At 63.3% G+C, this 16,944-nt stretch carries 13 protein-coding genes; 8 read left to right on the forward strand and 5 right to left on the reverse strand.

From position 1 onward, the window contains the following. The first annotated feature begins 25 nt into the window (after positions 1-25). The 6 genes from ACT6QG_RS12410 (at position 26) to ACT6QG_RS12435 (ending at position 8,485) form a co-directional block, all read left to right on the forward strand. Positions 26-685, forward strand: coding sequence for a GntR family transcriptional regulator (locus ACT6QG_RS12410; RefSeq protein ID WP_444977890.1), 660 nt, complete (start codon positions 26-28; stop codon positions 683-685). 285 nt (positions 686-970) lie between these two features. Then, complete coding sequence (locus ACT6QG_RS12415; RefSeq protein ID WP_444977891.1) at positions 971-1,945, forward strand: TRAP transporter substrate-binding protein; 975 nt, start codon at positions 971-973, stop codon at positions 1,943-1,945. Between the two features lie 71 nt (positions 1,946-2,016). After that, positions 2,017-2,508 (forward strand): TRAP transporter small permease, encoded by a 492-nt coding sequence (locus tag ACT6QG_RS12420; protein ID WP_444977892.1) that lies wholly within the window; start codon positions 2,017-2,019, stop codon positions 2,506-2,508. After that, positions 2,505-3,764 carry a TRAP transporter large permease gene (locus ACT6QG_RS12425; RefSeq protein WP_444977893.1) on the forward strand — a complete coding sequence of 420 codons (1,260 nt, stop codon included), beginning with the start codon at positions 2,505-2,507 and terminating at the stop codon, positions 3,762-3,764. Before ACT6QG_RS12420 ends, ACT6QG_RS12425 begins: the two co-directional genes overlap by 4 nt. Positions 3,765-4,851: 1,087 nt before the next feature. After that, complete coding sequence (locus ACT6QG_RS12430; RefSeq protein WP_444977894.1) at positions 4,852-6,096, forward strand: MFS transporter; 1,245 nt, start codon at positions 4,852-4,854, stop codon at positions 6,094-6,096. Between the two features lie 304 nt (positions 6,097-6,400). Continuing rightward, positions 6,401-8,485, forward strand: coding sequence for an FUSC family protein (locus ACT6QG_RS12435; RefSeq protein WP_444977895.1), 2,085 nt, complete (start codon positions 6,401-6,403; stop codon positions 8,483-8,485). 81 nt (positions 8,486-8,566) lie between these two features. Here the strand turns inward: ACT6QG_RS12435 and ACT6QG_RS12440 are convergent, their stop codons facing one another. Together ACT6QG_RS12440 and ACT6QG_RS12445 are read right to left on the reverse strand one after the other, a co-directional pair. Further along, positions 8,567-8,998: a GlcG/HbpS family heme-binding protein gene (locus ACT6QG_RS12440; protein ID WP_444977896.1), complete on the reverse strand. Its 432-nt coding sequence runs from the start codon at positions 8,996-8,998 to the stop codon at positions 8,567-8,569. 109 nt (positions 8,999-9,107) lie between these two features. Continuing rightward, positions 9,108-11,255, reverse strand: a complete 2,148-nt coding sequence (locus ACT6QG_RS12445; protein ID WP_444977897.1) for a malate synthase G — start codon at positions 11,253-11,255, stop codon at positions 9,108-9,110. A 77-nt stretch (positions 11,256-11,332) separates the two neighbouring features. On the opposite strand from ACT6QG_RS12445, the gene ACT6QG_RS12450 reads away from it, so the two are divergent. Both ACT6QG_RS12450 and ACT6QG_RS12455 read left to right on the forward strand, forming a co-directional pair. Continuing rightward, positions 11,333-12,142, forward strand: a complete 810-nt coding sequence (locus ACT6QG_RS12450; RefSeq protein WP_444977898.1) for an IclR family transcriptional regulator — start codon at positions 11,333-11,335, stop codon at positions 12,140-12,142. A gap of 149 nt (positions 12,143-12,291) precedes the next feature. Continuing rightward, the gene (locus ACT6QG_RS12455; protein ID WP_444977899.1) at positions 12,292-12,987 is read left to right on the forward strand and encodes a glutathione S-transferase family protein; all 696 of its coding nucleotides are present in this window, start codon (positions 12,292-12,294) and stop codon (positions 12,985-12,987) included. Positions 12,988-13,035: 48 nt separating this feature from the next. Here the strand turns inward: ACT6QG_RS12455 and glcF are convergent, their stop codons facing one another. The 3 genes from glcF to ACT6QG_RS12470 are packed head-to-tail and all read right to left on the reverse strand — an operon-like array spanning position 13,036 to position 16,932. Then, a complete protein-coding gene (gene glcF, locus ACT6QG_RS12460) occupies positions 13,036-14,334 on the reverse strand; it encodes a glycolate oxidase subunit GlcF (protein WP_444977900.1) in 1,299 nt (432 codons plus the stop codon). Beyond that, entirely contained in the window at positions 14,315-15,484 is a 1,170-nt protein-coding gene (locus tag ACT6QG_RS12465; RefSeq protein WP_444977901.1) for an FAD-binding protein, read from the reverse strand. Before ACT6QG_RS12465 ends, glcF begins: the two co-directional genes overlap by 20 nt. After that, the gene (locus tag ACT6QG_RS12470) at positions 15,478-16,932 is read right to left on the reverse strand and encodes an FAD-binding oxidoreductase (RefSeq protein WP_444977902.1); all 1,455 of its coding nucleotides are present in this window, start codon (positions 16,930-16,932) and stop codon (positions 15,478-15,480) included. Before ACT6QG_RS12470 ends, ACT6QG_RS12465 begins: the two co-directional genes overlap by 7 nt. Positions 16,933-16,944 lie beyond the last annotated feature (12 nt).

Genomic DNA, 16,944 nt, shown 5'->3' on the forward strand with positions numbered 1-16,944 from the left:
GGCGCGCGACCCCGAGGGATATCTGATGGCGAAGAACTATTCGGACAAGGCATATGAGACTCTGCTGGAACGCGTGATCAGCGGTGGCCTCAGGCCGTCCACACCACTGGACATCCATCGGATTGCAAATGAGCTTGAAATGAGCGTTACGCCGGTGCGCGACGCGATCAAGAGACTTGAGGCGGATGGCCTTGTAGAGGTCATTCCGCGCTCTGGCACCTTTGTCCGGCATTTCACGATCCAGGACCTGATCCGTGGATATGAACTTGTCGAGGCACTGGAGGGCATGGCGGGTTATCTCGTTGCCGAGCGGGTCAGTGCGGGCATTATCGACAGAACAGAAATCGATAGCCTGCTCTCCCCCCTTATCGACCAGATGGAAGCGCGCCTGTCCCTGGAACAGGTCCGCGAATGGGCTGCCCTGGATGGACAGTTCCACCAGACCATTTTCGACATGTGCGAAAACAGCCTGATTGCGAACAGTTTCAATTCGGCGCGCAACCAGATGAAGTCCGTGCTGTCGTTCGTCAGCCCCATGTATGTGGACCGGTCAAACTCAGTGCGGGAGCATCGCCTGATTGTTGCAGCCCTTATGGATGGAGACAGCGAGCGGGCACGAAAGGTGTGCCAGGACCACCGGGAACTCGTGCGGCAAATTCTGAAAAAGCTTCTCCCGGGGAGCTGATTCAATCGGAGGCAGGATAAAATCCCACTGTAAATATTACGTTTTCAAAAATATCGGCGGCAAAATGCGCCAACATTACCTCCGATATAAAAGAATTTTTGTGAAGTAACTCCGGGTATATTACCCATAAAAATCCTTCACAAGAAAAGCATGTTCATCTGAACACATCAGGCGGAAAGGATTCAAACCGGATCCGAGACCTGAGAGTCAGAACAATATTTCCGGAAACCGGAGATATGGGCGAAGGCCCCAAATACAAAACAATCCGAATATTGGGAGGAATATATGATGCTTCGAAATATTGCCATTGCAGCAGCCCTGCTTTGGTCGCTCCCCGTGGCTGCACAGAACTTCCAGATTTCACACAGCGCGGCAGCCGGAAACCCGAAGGATACCGCATCCCTGAAATTCGCGGAGCTTGTTGCGGAAAGAACGAATGGACGCATCAAGGTCGATGTTGGAACAAGCTCCCAGTTTGGTGACGATGCCGAAAGTGTCACCAATATCCGCCTTGGCACGATCGCCTTCTCCGCCAACGCACAGGGGGCGACCTCATCTGTTGTCCCGGAGATCAATCTTCTGGGCCTGCCCTTCCTCTTCCAGGACCTGAAGCAGGCCGAAACGGTTATGGATGGCCCGGTTGGCGACAAGATTGCCGCCGCCGCTGAGAAGCAGGGGATTCTCATTCTGGCCTGGTGGAACAATGGCATTCGGGAAACATCGAACTCGAAAAGGCCAATCAAGGTTCCGGCCGACCTTGCGGGCATGAAGATCCGCACTCCGCCAGATGCAATGACAATCGATATCTTTGAGGCGCTCGGCGCATCTCCCACCCCCATGCCCTTCTCTGAACTCTATATCGCCCTTCAGCAAGGCGTTGTGGATGGGCAGGAGAACCCGCTCATCAATATTCACTCATCGAAGCTTTATGAAGTTCAGCCCTATATTTCGATGACCAATCACAAATATGAGTCCACGCCATTCCTGGCCTCAAAGGTGATCTTCGATGCCCTCTCCCCGGAGGATCAGAAGATCATCCGGGATGCCGCCCGTGAAGCCGGCGAGCTGAACCGCCAGATGGTACGCGAGCAGAGCGAAAAGCTGCGCGCAGATCTGGAGGCAAGCGGCGTCAAGATCAATGAGGTTGACCCCGCCCCCTTCATTGCCGCCACCCAGCCGGTCTACAAGAAGTGGCAGGTCAGGTACCCTGAACTGGTGGAGGAAATTGTTGCAGCCTCCAAGGCCGCGGCCACGCAATGACGAGCCATTCCAATGCCCTGGCCGTCCGCAAGGCAGCTCCTGCTGCCTTGCGTGTCGCCGATGCAGCAGGAATGCTGGTCGACAAGGGCGCGCTCTTGATCTCAATCGCCTCCATTGTGGCGATTTTCCTGGCCCTCATGGCTGAAGTGGTCATGCGATACTTCACATCGGCGGGACTTGGCTGGCCGAATGAAATTCCGAACCTGCTTTTCCCCTGGCTTGTGATGGGGGGCATCGTTGTTGGCGCACAGCGCGGAGCGCATATCGCATCAGAAGCGTTTCGCTCCTTCCTGAATGACATGCAGCTGCGCTTCCTGATGGCGGGCATCAATATTCTTGTTGCCGTATCCTTTGCCTATCTTGCCTATCTTGTCATTCAGGTCATCGAGATTACAAAGTCGCAGACCTTTCCCATCACAAATCTTGGACAGGCGTGGGCCTATAGCGCCCTTCTCTTTGGCTTTGGCGGCATCGCTCTCTCGTGTCTGATCAACCTCGTCCGCGTGACCTTGTGTGATGACCCGCGTGCGCTCCACCAGACTGAGCAGGAGCATCTGACATGACCGCAATAATGACAGGTCTTTTCGCGATCCTGCTCGTACTCTCCGTACCTGTCGGATATGCCCTCATCATTGCCGCCGGAGGAGCCATCCTCTGGTCCGGCGGCACACCGACCGTTGTGGCGGTCGTCAAGCTTTTCCAGCCGACGCAAAGCTTCCCCCTGCTCGCCATTCCGTTCTTCATTCTCTCCGGCTCACTCATGATGTCCGGCACACTGGGCAAGAAGCTGGTGCAATTCGCCGCCGCTCTCGTTGGCCGCTATCATGGCGGCATGGGGCAGGTGACGGTTGTGGGCTCCACAATCTTTGGCGGGGTCTCCGGCTCGGCTGTTGCGGAAGCATCAGCACTTGGCTCCATGCTTATTCCCTGGCAGAAGAAAGAGGGATATCCGCCAGGCTTTGCAGCGGCCGTGACCGCCTCATCATCGACCATCGCCGGACTGATCCCCCCATCCATCCCACTCATTCTGTATTCGACAGTTTCCAGCGCCTCGATTGCATCGCTCTTTTCAGCCGGGGTTTTGCCGGGCCTGATGCTGGCCGTGGGCATGATGCTCGTCTGTTATTTCTCGGGCAGGTTGCGCAACTTCCCAAGACTGACTGCAAAAGACCAGCTCAGCACCATCGGGCAGACATTCATTTCCGCCCTTCCAGCACTGGCGATGCCCATCTTTATCGTCATCCTTCTGCGCGTTGGCATTGCAACACCAACGGAAGTCAGTGTCATTGCCGTCTTCTATGCGCTCATGGTCAGCCTGTTCCTGTATCGCGACCTGACCCTCAAACGCACCTATCACGCCCTGGTCAATACTGTGGTGACGACAGGCGTGGTCATGCTGGTGATCACCGCATCCAGCCTCGTTGGGCATGTGCTCATCACGGAGCGGATTCCGACCATTGTGGCGCAATGGGCACAGACCGTTCTTGCTGATCCCGTCCTCATCATCCTGATGATGAACATCATCATGCTGATCATCGGCATGTTTCTGGATCTGCCTGCCGCCATTCTGCTGCTTGGCCCCACCTTCGTCGCCATCGGCCAAGCCATTGGCATGGATCCGATCCAGCTCGGTGTGATGATTTGCATCAACCTCTCAATCGGCCTGTTTACGCCACCAATCGGGACGACACTTTTCATTGGTGCAGCCATAGCGCGCGTTCCAATCGGGGTCGTCGTCAAGGAGCTCTGGCCGTTTTACGGGGTCGCCTTCATCGTTCTGCTGCTGATGTCCTACTTTCCGGCATTTACGATATACTGACGCCCGCACCTTCAAGGCAAAACAGAATTCGCCGCGCCAATGGGCCTGCGGCGAATTCTCCATTATAGCACCGCAAAATGCCCCCTGACATGAAGCTGCCTCTTCACGCGCATCACAGTGATCCGGTTTATTGAACCGGAGTGGCCAGTGGCAGGCCCGATACGACAATCGCCAGCAGGAGCAACCTCCTGAAACAGGGCGTGGGCAGCACTCTCAAGCATTTCCTCAAGGGAACATGTATCGGGAAAGGCAGACCAAAGGTGCCCCAAAGTCAGCCCAGCCGACAGACGGCAGAAAATATCCCGGCATGGCCGGAACAGGCCGGCAGGCGGGCCAGTTTTCTTGCAGGTGCTTCGTGCGCCGCGACACCTCGTGACATGAGACAAGCACATCAGACGGCTTGAAACGCCCTGTGGTCTGCCATTACATGGGGTGTCGCGCTCCCTCCCCCATCATGTTCACCAAAATCTGAAGCCGGAACACAAGGCATCAATTTCGCACGCCTGATGGATTTTGATGGATGATGACAGAGCGATCCGGCATCCGTGATGCCTTGCCGGCCGACGCTCTGCTCGCGATTGTCGGCAGGCGGCCGCGATGTCGCCATTGCCCCGGATCGCGCGGTCTGGCTGATCGAGAATGCCAGCCCCGGCCGCCTCTGCTGCGCCTCACACCCTGATCATCCGGCTGCGGGCACCGGAAACCTGCCGCAACGGAATCTACCCCAACGAAATCTGGCCACCGGACCGGCCTTCAGCCGCGACACCGCTCAAGGCCCCTCGCCGCGCGTCCTGCCGGCCGGCTGAACTTCCCTTGCGGCAGTGCAACGACTGCCCTGCGCCGGGCGGATTTGGTCTTGCGACATTGTGCACCTTGGCGCATGTTTAAAGAGATGCCCTTCGCAACTTCACTGGCCCGGATCATCCCATCCCCGCCAGGCAGGTTCTGAGCGGCACCTATCAGACAGGGACATCATGGCGCGTGCCCCGCGGTCCATGGTGCTGCTGCCCTCCTTCATCTGCCGTGGCCTTCACTCTGGTCTGATCTTTCCACACAGCCTCCCACCACCGCCTTTTCCAGGGCGTGAATGACCGCGAAACCCACCACCATGAGCATCAGCCTTTCCTCTCCCATCACCAGAACCGGCCCCCATATGGCCGTGCTTCTGGTTCTTGGCCTGACGCATCTGCTCAACGACCTCATGCAGTCGCTGATCCCCGCCGTCTATCCGATCATCAAGGATGCCTACGCACTCGATTTCGTGCAGATCGGGATGATCACGCTGACCTTCCAGATTGCCGGCTCCCTGCTGCAGCCGGTTATCGGCCATGTCACGGACCGCCATCCTGCCCCCTATTCCCCGGCGATCGGCATGGGCTTCACGCTGGCGGGCCTTGTGAGCCTTGCCTATGCCAACAGCTACACCCTGATTCTGGTTTCTGTCGCCCTCATCGGCATCGGCTCCTCCATCTTCCATCCGGAAGCCACTCGCATGGCGCGCTATGCCTCGGGCGGCAAGCAGGGGCTGGCGCAGGGCATCTTTCAGGTGGGCGGACAGGCGGGCGGCGCTCTCGGGCCGATTTTCGCCGCCCTCATCATCGTGCCGTGGGGCCAGTCCAGCCTGTCCTGGTTCGCGGCCCTCGCCATCTGCGCCATGATGTTGCTGGTGTGGACCGGCGGCCAGCAGGGCATGCTGCGCCGGCAGTTCGCCGCCCTGCGCGCCACCTCCTCCAAGGCCGCGGCCGAGCGCCCGCGCCACATGCCGGCGACCATCGTCAGCGGCCTCGTCATCCTCACCTTGCTGATGTTCTCCAAGAACGCCTATGGCGAGAGCTTCCGCTCCTTCTACATCTTCTACCTGATGGAGCGGTTCGACCTGTCGATCTCCGCCTCGCAGATGATGCTGTTCATCTTCCTCATGGCCTCGGCCGTGGGGGTGCTGCTGGGCGGCATTCTCGGCGACCGGATCGGGCGCTCCCGCATCATCTGGATCTCGGTGCTCGGCCCGCTGCCGCTGACCCTGATCCTGCCCTATGCGGACCTGTTCTGGACCGGCATCCTGACCGTGATGATCAATCTCATCATGGCCAGCGCCTTCGCCTCCATCCTCATCTATGCCATGGACCTTCTGCCGAACCGCATTGGCCTGATCGGCGGGCTGTTCTACGGACTGAATTTCGGTCTCGGCGGCATCGCCGCGGCCATTCTGGGCAGCCTTGCCGATGTCTATGGCATCGAGACCGTCTATCAGCTCTGCTCCTTCCTGCCTCTGGCCGGTCTGCTGGCATGGTTCCTGCCGCCGCTTGAGGAAGAGCGGGCCGCAAAACAGTAAATCCGTGCCCGCGACCGGAAAGTCCCTGCCGGAACACCAGTCGCGGGCATATCCATAGAAGGATGTCCGTCCGGACACACAAGGGGTATATGGATGGGGCCGGCCCGGCCCTGTTCAGGCCGTCGTCACGGCGATCATCACCTGCCATCGGGGCGGGACAGGCGCAAGATCACACGGCCGCGCGCACCTCATCTCCCGCACATGGCCACAGCCATGCGGCCGGGGGGATTGCCGAACCCGTGCGGTCTGTGGTCTCCATGCCCCGGAACGGGGCTGGAGCAAGAACATGGGAATCATACCGGGCATGCGGATCAATTCTGACCTGCTGTTACTGGGCCTGAAGTTCACGCTGGCCGCCATTGCCTCCCTCGGCATCTCGCTGTGGTCCTCCCTGCCCGAGCCGGAATGGTCTGTCCTCACCGTCGCCTGCCTGGCCAATGCCAATACCGATCAGGTCACCGCCAAGAGCCTTGCCCGTGCCGCCGGCACGCTGGTCGGGGCGACGGTGGGCCTGACCCTGGCGGCCCTGTTTGCCGAACAGCGCGTGCTCTTCCTGCTGGGCCTGTGCATATGGCTGGGGCTGTGCCAGTGGATGCTCATGTGGTTCCGCGACCTTGAGGCCTATATCTTCGCCCTGTCCGGCTATACCGCCGCCATTGTGGGCGTGCCCGGCGCGCTGGACCCGAACTCCGCGGCAGACATCGCCGCCAGCCGCACCTCGGAAGTGTTTATCGGCATTGCCGCGACCTGGGTCGTTTCCGTCGTCATCACGCCGCGCTTCGGCTATCTCAATCTCTCCGGAAACATGCGCGATGCAGGCGAGATGCTGGTCGCCTGCCTGTCGCCCGGACAGAAGGGAGCGGCCGCGCGGGTCAAGCTGGCGAACCTGTTTGTCAATCTGCACAAGTTCGAGCACGAAATCTCCGGCCAGCCCAATGCGCACCATCGCGTGCTGGCGGTACGCAGCCTGAATCACGGGCTGATGCGCAACCTGTTCATCACCCGCGCCCTCTCGCGCCCCGAATTTCACCATGAGGAGATGTCGCGCCTTGCGGCGGAACTGCCCGATGCCCTGACCAGCGAGGAGGCCGCGCGTGCGGCCCAGCAACAGTGGAAAGCGGCAGCGGAGCGGCTGACGGAGGAAATCACCCGCATTCCCGGCCCGGGCACGAGCGGACAGACAAGGGATGAGGGCGCGCGCGCGGACAATGACGGCGCGGACCGGCCGGCTTCAGGCCCGGCAGCCCCGGCAGGCAATCCGCCCCCCATCTATGCCGCCGTGCCCTGGCTGAGTTTTGCCGCCTTCTGCCAGCAGATCCTGCTGGGATTTCAGGCGCTGCACAACCCGTCCATCACGCCGAAACCGGTCAGCGGCCCGTTCCATATTGCCGCCGGTGATGCGGTGATGGCGAGCGTGGCGACGATCCGCGCGGTTCTTTCCGTGGTGGTGACCTCGGTCTTCTGGCTGGCGACGGAATGGTCCGCCGGCTCGAGCGCCGTCATCATCGCCAGCATCTATCCCCTGCTGCTGGTCACCCCCACCGGTTACCGGATGATCATCTGGGGGGTTGTGATCGCCATCGTCCCGGCCATGGTGATCTCGTTCCAGATCGTGCCGCACCTGACGACATTTCCGCTGTTCGCCCTTGCCATCTCCCCCTTCCTGATGGTCTGCTTCATGCTGATCGGCATGGATGGCCTGTACAAGATGGTGGGCATCCAGACGATGCTGCTGTTCCTGATCCCGCTCGATCCCGACAATGTCATGACCTATGACTTCGCGGGTGCGCTCAATTCCATCGTGGCGCTGCTGCTGGCCTTCGCGGCCTGTGCGGTGATCACTCAGATCGTGATGCCGACCGGTCCCTGGCTGCAACGCGTGCGCCTGCAGCGCGCATCCGCCCGCACCCTGCGGCAGGCCACCGTCAACAGTCCGGCCATGGCCCAGCGCTCGCAGATGCGCCTGACCTTCCTCACCAGCGAGATCGCCCCGACCTTTCAGGGCCAGAAGCCCGACCCCTTCCGGGAAACGGAGGCCGGATACGCCACGGGCATTGCCGCCTCCGCCTTCATCCTGCTCTATGACGGGCTGACGCCGGACCTGCCATGGGCCGAGGATGTCAGGGCCCTGCGCGCGCGGATGGCCCGTTTCGGTCTGGCCAACTGGCACCGTGACCTTCAGGAAATGATCCGCCTTGCATCGCAGGGGATTGTCTCGGCGGAAGCGGCCATCGCGGAGGATACGGACGGGAAGGCCTGCAAGGCCGCAGCCGCCTTCCGCATCATCGAGCATGCCCTGGAATGTCTTTCCGGCCTGACCCTGATGGATGAGCGCAGCGAGGAGGCGCCCCAGCTTCAGCAAAAGCCGGAGGCGGCTCCGGCCCAATAGGGCCCGCGCCCAGCCCCCATATGAAAAGGGCGCGGAAGCCTTCAGCTTCCGCGCCCTTTTCATTCATGGAAATGCCTGGCCCTAATTTGCGGCCTGCTGTGCAAGCCAGGCATCAATGCCGGCCTGCGCCACGGCCTGATCCTGCGCCGGAGTGCCGGATGACACGCCGATGCCGCCGACCACGGCGCCATTCCACACCACCGGCAGGCCGCCGCCCACCACCATCAGCCGCCCGCCAATGGCCGAATTGATGCCATAGGCCGGAGCGCCGGGCTGGCTGGAAGCGCCATATTCATGGGTCGCCTTCTTCGCGCCGGAGGCGGTGAAGGATTTGTCGATGGCGATGGTGGTGGATGTCACCTTGCCGCCTTCCATGCGCTCGAAAGCGATGAGGTGGCCGCTTTCATCGGTGATGGCGATGCACATGGGCACACCGATTTCCACCGCATGGGCAGCCGCACCGGCGATCAGCACGCGCGCATCGTCCAGATCCAGACGGGTTACAGTTTTCATCTCAGTCTCCTCGGGGGTCTGCAAGTGCATATACCGGCCTGTCGAGGCCGGTATATGCACCGTTGTCGGATGTCCGGTCAGACCGGAAAACGCAGGCGGGATCTCGCGATCAGCCGGCCTTGGCCACGCGCCGCCAGGCATGCAGCAGCGGCTCGGTATAGCCGGAGGGCTGCTCGGCACCCTTCACGATGAGATCGCGCGCCGCCTTGAAGGCCGGGCCGTCAAAGCCGGGCGCCATGGGCGTGTAGGCCGCATCGCCCGCATTCTGCCGGTCCACAGCAACAGCCATGCGCCGCAGGCTCTCATCCACCTGCGCCTCGGTGATGATGCCATGCATCAGCCAGTTGGCGAGGAACTGGGACGAGATGCGCAGGGTCGCGCGGTCTTCCATCAGTGGCACGTCATCGATGTCCGGCACCTTGGAGCAGCCGACACCCTGATCCACCCAGCGCACCACATAGCCCAGAATGGACTGGCAGTTGAGGTCGATCTCGCGGGCGATCTGCTCGGGCGAGAGGTTGCGCTTGCCCATCAGCGGCGGGGTCATCAGCTTGTCGAGGCTGGCGCGTGCACGGCTGGACAGCTCCTTCTGCCGCTCGGCCACATTCACCTGGTGATAATGGGTGGCATGCAGCGTGGCGGCGGTGGGAGAGGGCACCCAGGCGGTGTTCGCACCGGCCTTCGGATGGCCGATCTTGACCACCAGCATCTCGGCCATGGCGTCGGGCTTGGCCCACATGCCCTTGCCGATCTGCCCCTTGCCATTCAGGCCGGTGGCGAGGCCCGCATCCACATTGCCATCCTCATAGGCGGCAAGCCAGGGCGCGTCCTTCATCTCGGCCTTGGGCAGCACCGGACCGGCCTGCATCACGGTATGGATCTCATCGCCCGTCCGGTCGAGGAAGCCGGTATTGATGAAGACGATACGCCCCTTCAGCGCGCGGATACATTCGCGCAGATTGGCGGAGGTGCGGCGCTCCTCGTCCATCAGGCCGAGCTTCACCGTGCCGCGGGCCAGACCCAGAATGTCCTCCACCCGTGCATAGGTGCGGTCCGCGAAGGCGGCCTCTTCCGGCCCGTGCATCTTCGGCTTCACGATATAGACCGAACCGGCGCGCGAGTTGCGCGGACCGGAGGTCTTCTGCAGATCGTGCATGGCGGCGGCAACCGTGACGAGGGCATCCAGCATGCCTTCGGGGGTCTCCTGTCCGTCCAGCAGCACCGCATCCGTGGTCATGAGATGGCCGACATTGCGGATGAGCAGAACGGCGCGGCCCGGCAAAGTGAAGCTGGAGCCATCCGGCGCGGTGAAGGTGCGGTCAGCGTTCAGGCGGCGCGTCTGTGTCTTGCCGCCCTTCTCGAAGGTGTCCTCAAGATCACCCTTCATCAGGCCCAGCCAGTTGCCATAGGCCAGCACCTTGTCCTCGGCATCCACGGCGGCGATGGAGTCCTCGCAGTCCTGAATCGCGGTGAGGGCTGCTTCCAGCACCACATCGCGCAGGCCCGAGGGGCTGGCCGCGCCGACCGGATGAGCCGGATCGAACACCAGTTCCACATGCAGGCCATTGTGGCGGAACAGCAGGGAGCGCTTCTCGCCCTCACCGCTCTGGCCAACAAAGGCGGACGGGTCCGCCAGCTCGACATCGCTGCCCGCAATGGTGGCGATGGCCTTGCCATTCTCCACCCGCCATGCGGTCACATCCGCATGCTTGCCGGAGGCCAGCGGCAGGGCTTCATCAAGGAACTCGGCAGCCTTCGCCACAGCCTGCGCACCGCGCTTTGCATCATAGCCCTTGCCTTCCGGCGCGCCGGGCAGCGCATCGGTGCCATAGAGCGCATCATAGAGCGAGCCCCAGCGCGCATTGGCGGCGTTCAGGGCAAATCGGGCATTCATCACCGGCACCACGAGCTGGGCGCCCGCCACCCTGGCGATCTCGTCATCCGCCGGGCCTGTTTCCACCTTGAAGGCTTCACCTTCCGGCAGGATGTAGCCGATCTCGCGCAGGAAATCCTGCCAGGCGGCATTGTCCCACTCCTGCCCGCGACGCGCCGCCAGCCAGGTATCGATCTTCTGCTGGATCTCGTCGCGCACCTGCAGCAGGCGGCGGTTCTCGGGGGCGAGATCCTTCAGCAGGGCGGCATAGCCGCTCCAGAACGCATCAGCCGTGACCGGCAGGCCCGGCAGCACGCGGTTCTCGACAAAATCGGCCAGAACGGTCGCGACCTGAAGCCCGGCGCGCTGGGTATATTCGGTCATTTCATCTCTCCTGAGGCGTTTTTTCATTGGAGGCCAGACTAGCCCGCCGGCCCTGAACAGGGCTATAGGGAGGGCTGATGATTTCCACGATGTGGGACAGCTTTCCGAAAATGGAACAGAATGGAACCGTTCAGGCGGTCGATCGCGCGCTCGGCCTGCTGGAGCAGGTGGCCGCCCATCCCGAAGGGGCCCGCCTCACCGCCCTTGCGCAGGAGGCCGGCCTTGCCCGCTCCACCACCCACCGGCTGCTGACGACGCTGGAACGGCGCGGCTTCACCCAGTTCGATGTGGCAACACAGCGCTGGTATGTGGGGCGCAAGGCCTTTGCGGTGGGCATTGCCTTCACCCGCTGGCAAAGCTTCATCGCCGCCGCCACCCCCTTCCTGCGCAAGCTGCGGGACCTTTCCCGCGAGACCGCCAATCTGGGGGTGCTGGAAGATGGCGAGGTCATCACCGTGGCACAGGTGGAAAGCCGCGAGATCATCCGCGCCATCGCCCCGCCGGGCGGACGCGCGCCGGTGATGAATTCGGGCATGGGCAAGGCCATCGTCGCCACCTGGCCGGATGAGGATATCGAAGCGCTGGTGGCCCGCCATGGCCTGCGCCAGGCAACCGAACACAGCCTGCGCACCATGGATGAGGTGCGCGCCGACATGGCCCGTATCCGCGCGCGCGGCTATGCGTTCGACAATGAGGAATTCACCCTCGGCATGCGCTGCGTGGCAGCGGTGGTCTGGTCCCCTTCGGGAGACCCCGTTGGCGCCATCTCCATCTCCGCCCTTGCCGCCCGCCTGCCAGCCGGGGACATGGACAAGATTGGCGTGAAGGTGCGCCAGCAGGCCGAGGAACTGACCCGCGTGATGGGCGGCAGCGAGCCCGAGACATGAGGCTTGAGGCCATCCCCATGGGGGCGGCGGAGGTGGCGCCGCAATGTATACTCACCAGTGAATATATCCAGGACGCATGAGCGCTTACCCTGCCTGAAGGACAGACCGCCGCTCCCGCCCGCGCTTCTGCCTTGAAACAGGGATGCCGCATGTATCACTTCCATTATTCACCGGGTGCCTGCTCGCTTGCAGTGCATATTGTTCTGGAGGAGACGGGCGCGCCCTATATGGCGGAGATCCGCTCGGCGAAAAACAGCGAGGGCACGTCCAGACAGGACTATCTCGCGCTCAATCCCAAGGGCCGGGTTCCGGCGCTGGGTGGCGTGCCCGGCGGTGCGGGCGGTGCCGCGAATCTGTTGACCGAGGCGGTCGCGATCCTGCTCTTCCTCGCCCGCACCCATCCCGATGCCCGTCTTCTGCCCGCCACCCCGGCCGGCGAGGCGCGCTGCATGGAATGGCTGAGCTGGATTTCCATCGACCTGCACGGCATCGGCTATGGCCAGCTCTGGCGTCCGCACCGCTTCATCGCCGACCCGGCGCTGCATGAAGCCGTTCAGGACCGGGGGCGCGAGAATATCCGCGCCGCCAATGCCCATATCGAGCATATCCTCTCCGATGGCCGCGACTGGGCGGTGCCCGGCCACTATACGGTGACGGATGCCTATCTGGCGGTGTTCTGGCTCTGGGGCCAGCGCATCGGCCTTGAGATGGATGGCGACCATCCGCACTGGGCCCGCCTCATGGGCAAGGTGCACAGCCGCCCTGCCGTGCAGCGGGCCTTCCGGCAGGAAGGCCTCGCCCAGACGCAGGCGGCTCACCAGAGCCGTGCGGATGAACAGGCGTGACGGCTGTTCACCATGCCCGCCACGCCTGATTTTTCCGTGCCGGCCTGTTCAGGCGCAGGCCTTTTCCAGCGCGCGCGGGCGCGGGCCGCCGGTCGCCCAGTCCAGCAGTTCGGCCGTATGCGCCACCGGAATGCCGGTGCCGGAGCCGATCTGCATCATGCAGCCAATATTGCCGGCACTGATCACCTGCGGCCGCGTGGCCTCAAGGGTCGCGACCTTGCGGCTTTTCAGCTGGCCGGAAATCTCCGGCTGCATCAGGTTATAGGTGCCGGCGGAGCCGCAGCAGATATGGCTGTCCTTCGGCTCCACCACCTGAAAGCCGGCCGCCTTCAGCAGGTCCTTCGGGGCGGAGCGGATCTGCTGGCCATGCTGCAGCGAACAGGCCGAATGATAGGCCACCCGCAGCGGCTCGGCATGGGACGGGTTCTGCAGGCCCAGCTCTTCCATCACCTCGGTGATGTCTTTGGCCAGAGCGCCCACGCGCGCCGCATCCGCGGCCAGCGGGGTATTGGCGAACATGTGGCCATAGTCCTTCACCGTGGTGCCGCAGCCGGAGGTGTTGATGACCAGCGCATCCAGCCCGGCCCCGTCCATTTCCGCCGTAATGGCGCGGATATTGGCGGCGGCCAAAGCGTGGCTGTCATCACTCTTGCCCATATGGTGGGGCAGCGCGCCGCAACAGCCCATGTTCTTCGGGATCACCACCTCGCAGCCATGCCGGCGCAGAAGGCGGATGGTTGCATCATTGATGTCGGTATTGAGCGCGCGCTGGGCGCATCCCGTCAGCAGGGCCACGCGCATGGTCTTGCCGCTCTCGGCCGGAAAGCTCTGCGGGCGGTCATTCGCGCTGGGCGCGGGCAGGCTTGCGGGGGCCATGTCCAGCATCGCGCGCAGGCGGGCATCCGGCATCAGCTTGCGGAAGGGCCGCGCCAGCCGGGCGGCCATCATCGCCGCCCGGAAACGACCGGGATATGGCAGGGTCCGCGCCAGCAGCCAGCGCAGCGTCCGCTCCCGCCAGTCCCGCCGGTAATGCTTCTCGATATAATCGCGCGCATGGTCCACCAGATGCATGTAATGCACGCCGGAGGGGCAGGTCGTCATGCAGCTCAGGCAGCCCAGGCAGCGATCGACATGGCGGACGGTGGCCGGGTCCGGCACCTTGTTGTTCTCCAGCATGTCCTTGATGAGATAGATGCGCCCGCGCGGGCTATCGAGCTCATCACCCAGCACCTTGTAGGTGGGGCAGGTGGCGGTGCAGAAGCCGCAATGCACGCAGGAGCGCAGGATCTCGTTCGCGCGCAGCGTTGCAGGGTCTGCAAGCTGGGCCTCAGTGAAGTGTGTTTGCATCTTGGCTCCCCATCAGACCCGGGTTGAACATCCCGGCGGGGTCGAATGTGCGGCGCAGGGCGGCAGAAAGGGCGACGATGGCCGGAGCTTCCGGCGTGAAGGCGGGATGGGCCGGGGCTGTGCCCGCACGCACCAGCATGGCGCGCCCGGCCCCCACGGCGGCATGGACAGCATGCGCCGGTGCATCACCGGCATACCAGAGCAGACCTCCGCCCCAGTCCAGCGCAACCTCTCCGCCATGGGCCTGAAGCGCGGCGGCCGTGGCGGGCGCATCGCCGGGTTTCACGAAGATGCGCCACACGGCGCAGCCCGTCCCGGCAAAATGCGCCACATCACGGATGCCGCGCCAGTGCGCACGGCTTTCGGCATCCTCCAGAATCCCGATCTCATGCCCGCGGAACAGGGCCTTGAGCCGCTCGCGCCGATAGGCAACCTGCGGGGTTAATCCCTCTATCCGCAGCCATGCCGTGCCGGCATGGTAAGCCGCACCCGAAACCTCGAAGGGCGTGGCGAGGGCGGTGGCGAAGAGGCGGACGGCCTCCTCCATGCCGATGGCGGGAAAAGACAGGGTCTGCTGGCTTTCCGCCAGCGGCAGGGTCTTCAGCGCCACCTCGCTCAGCACACCCAGCGTGCCATGCGCACCGCACTGGAGCTTGCCCAGATCCAGCCCGGTGACATTCTTCATCACCCGGCCGCCATTCTTGATGATCCGCCCCTGTCCATCCACGAAGCGCACGCCCAGAAGGTGATCGCGACAGGCCCCGGTATGGATCCGGCGCGGGCCGGAGGTATTGGTGGCGACGATGCCGCCAATGGTCGGCACACCCTGCGTGCCCAGCAGGACGCGATGATCCATCGGCTCGAACGCCAGCGCCTGCCCCTCGGCCGCCAGCGCGGCCTCGATCTCATCCACCGGCGTGCCGACACGCGCCACCAGGGTGAGCTCTCCGGGGGAATAGGTGACGATTCCGTCCATATCGCGCAAAGTGAGGCATGTGCCGGCAGCCATGGCGGGCGGCACATGGCGGGTTGCACCACCGCACACATGCAGGGCGCGCCCTTCCGCGCGGCTCTGCATCACAAGCTCTGCCAGTTCCGCCTCGCTGCGCGGGGCAAGAATGGCCGGGCCGGATTTCGGCGTCATCAGCATCTGCCCGCCTCCTCGCGATGGGGGCGGCTGGTCTCCAGCGGGAAGACCTTGGCGGCGTTCAGCAGCCAGTGCGGGTCGAAAATGTCCTTGATCTCCATCTGGATGGCCATGTCCTGGGGCGCATATTGCTTGGTCATCAGGTCACGCTTCTCGATGCCAACCCCATGCTCGCCGGTGAGGCAGCCGCCGACATCGACGCACAGGCGCAGGATTTCCGCCCCGAAGGCCTCCGCCTTTTCAAGCTGGCCCGGCTCATTGGCATTGAACAGAATGAGGGGGTGCATGTTGCCATCCCCCGCATGGAAGACATTGGCGACCTCCAGCCCGAACTCCTTCGACATCTCACCGATGCGCTTGAGCGTGTAGGGCAGCTTGGACACGGGGACGGTGCCATCCAGGCACATATAATCCCCCAGCCGGCCCATGGCCCCGAAGGCGGACTTGCGCCCCTTCCAGATGGCCAGAGACTCAGCCTCGGTCTTGCTGGTGCGGAACTCGACCGGGTTCAGCTCCGCCGCGATGGCATGAATGCGCTCGATCTGGGCGCGGATCTCGTCCGCGGACCCCTCCACCTCCACGATCAGCACCGCGGCGCAATCGGGATAGCCGGCCTTCGCGAAGGCCTCGACCGCGCGCAGGCACACATCATCCATATATTCGATGGCCACCGGCAGCAGGCCGGAGCGGATGATGCGGGCGACGCACTCCCCTGCCGTCTCGGCGGAATCAAAGCCGATCAGCATCGGCCGCGCGCCTTCCGGCTTGGGCAGGATGCGCAGCGTCGCCTCGGTGACAATGGCAAGCTGCCCCTCCGAGCCGCAGATGAGGCCGAGCAGGTCCAGCCCGCTATTGCCCAGCAGCGGGCCGCCCAGCTCCACGATCTCGCCGGTGGCCAGCACCATGCGCACGCCCAGCAGGTTGTTGGTGGTGACCCCGTATTTGAGGCAATGGGCGCCACCCGAATTCATGCCGATATTGCCGGCAATGGTGCAGGCCAGCTGCGAGGACGGGTCCGGCGCATAGAAGAAGCCTTCCGCCTCCAGCTCCGCGCTGACGGACAGGTTGGTGACGCCGGTCTGCACACGGATGAAACGGTTGGCCGTGTCGATCTCCAGAACATCGCGCAGGCGCAGCGTGCCGATGACCACGCTGTCGGCGGTGGGCAGGGCCCCCCCGGCAAGCGACGTGCCCGCCCCGCGCGGCACCACCGGCACCTTCAGGCGATGGCACACGCGCATGGCCGCGGCCACCTCCTCGGTGGTGCGCGGCAGAACCACGGCCAGCGGGGCACAGCGATAGGCTGTCAGCGCATCACATTCATAGGCCCGGGTTTCCTCCGGGTCGGCGATGATGATGTCTTGCGGCAGCTCCGCGGCCAGCGCGGCAATGATCTCGTCTTTCCGCGCAAGAATGGCGGAATCCGGCTGCGGCATTGCTATGGTCGACATAGCCTGCCCTCC

It is taken from the genome of Haloleucobacter ellipsoideus, assembly GCF_052491725.1.

Coding starts and splice junctions, on each gene's coding strand:
- ACT6QG_RS12470 (WP_444977902.1), bottom strand. CDS start 16,932: ATGTCGACCATAGCAATGCCGCAGCCGGATTCCGCCATTCTTGCGCGG.
- ACT6QG_RS12465 (WP_444977901.1), bottom strand. CDS start 15,484: ATGCTGATGACGCCGAAATCCGGCCCGGCCATTCTTGCCCCGCGCAGC.
- ACT6QG_RS12435 (WP_444977895.1), top strand. CDS start 6,401: ATGCGGATCAATTCTGACCTGCTGTTACTGGGCCTGAAGTTCACGCTG.
- ACT6QG_RS12420 (WP_444977892.1), top strand. CDS start 2,017: ATGCTGGTCGACAAGGGCGCGCTCTTGATCTCAATCGCCTCCATTGTG.
- ACT6QG_RS12410 (WP_444977890.1), top strand. CDS start 26: ATGGCGAAGAACTATTCGGACAAGGCATATGAGACTCTGCTGGAACGC.
- ACT6QG_RS12425 (WP_444977893.1), top strand. CDS start 2,505: ATGACCGCAATAATGACAGGTCTTTTCGCGATCCTGCTCGTACTCTCC.
- ACT6QG_RS12445 (WP_444977897.1), bottom strand. CDS start 11,255: ATGACCGAATATACCCAGCGCGCCGGGCTTCAGGTCGCGACCGTTCTG.
- ACT6QG_RS12430 (WP_444977894.1), top strand. CDS start 4,852: ATGACCGCGAAACCCACCACCATGAGCATCAGCCTTTCCTCTCCCATC.
- ACT6QG_RS12450 (WP_444977898.1), top strand. CDS start 11,333: ATGATTTCCACGATGTGGGACAGCTTTCCGAAAATGGAACAGAATGGA.
- glcF (WP_444977900.1), bottom strand. CDS start 14,334: ATGCAAACACACTTCACTGAGGCCCAGCTTGCAGACCCTGCAACGCTG.
- ACT6QG_RS12455 (WP_444977899.1), top strand. CDS start 12,292: ATGTATCACTTCCATTATTCACCGGGTGCCTGCTCGCTTGCAGTGCAT.
- ACT6QG_RS12440 (WP_444977896.1), bottom strand. CDS start 8,998: ATGAAAACTGTAACCCGTCTGGATCTGGACGATGCGCGCGTGCTGATC.
- ACT6QG_RS12415 (WP_444977891.1), top strand. CDS start 971: ATGATGCTTCGAAATATTGCCATTGCAGCAGCCCTGCTTTGGTCGCTC.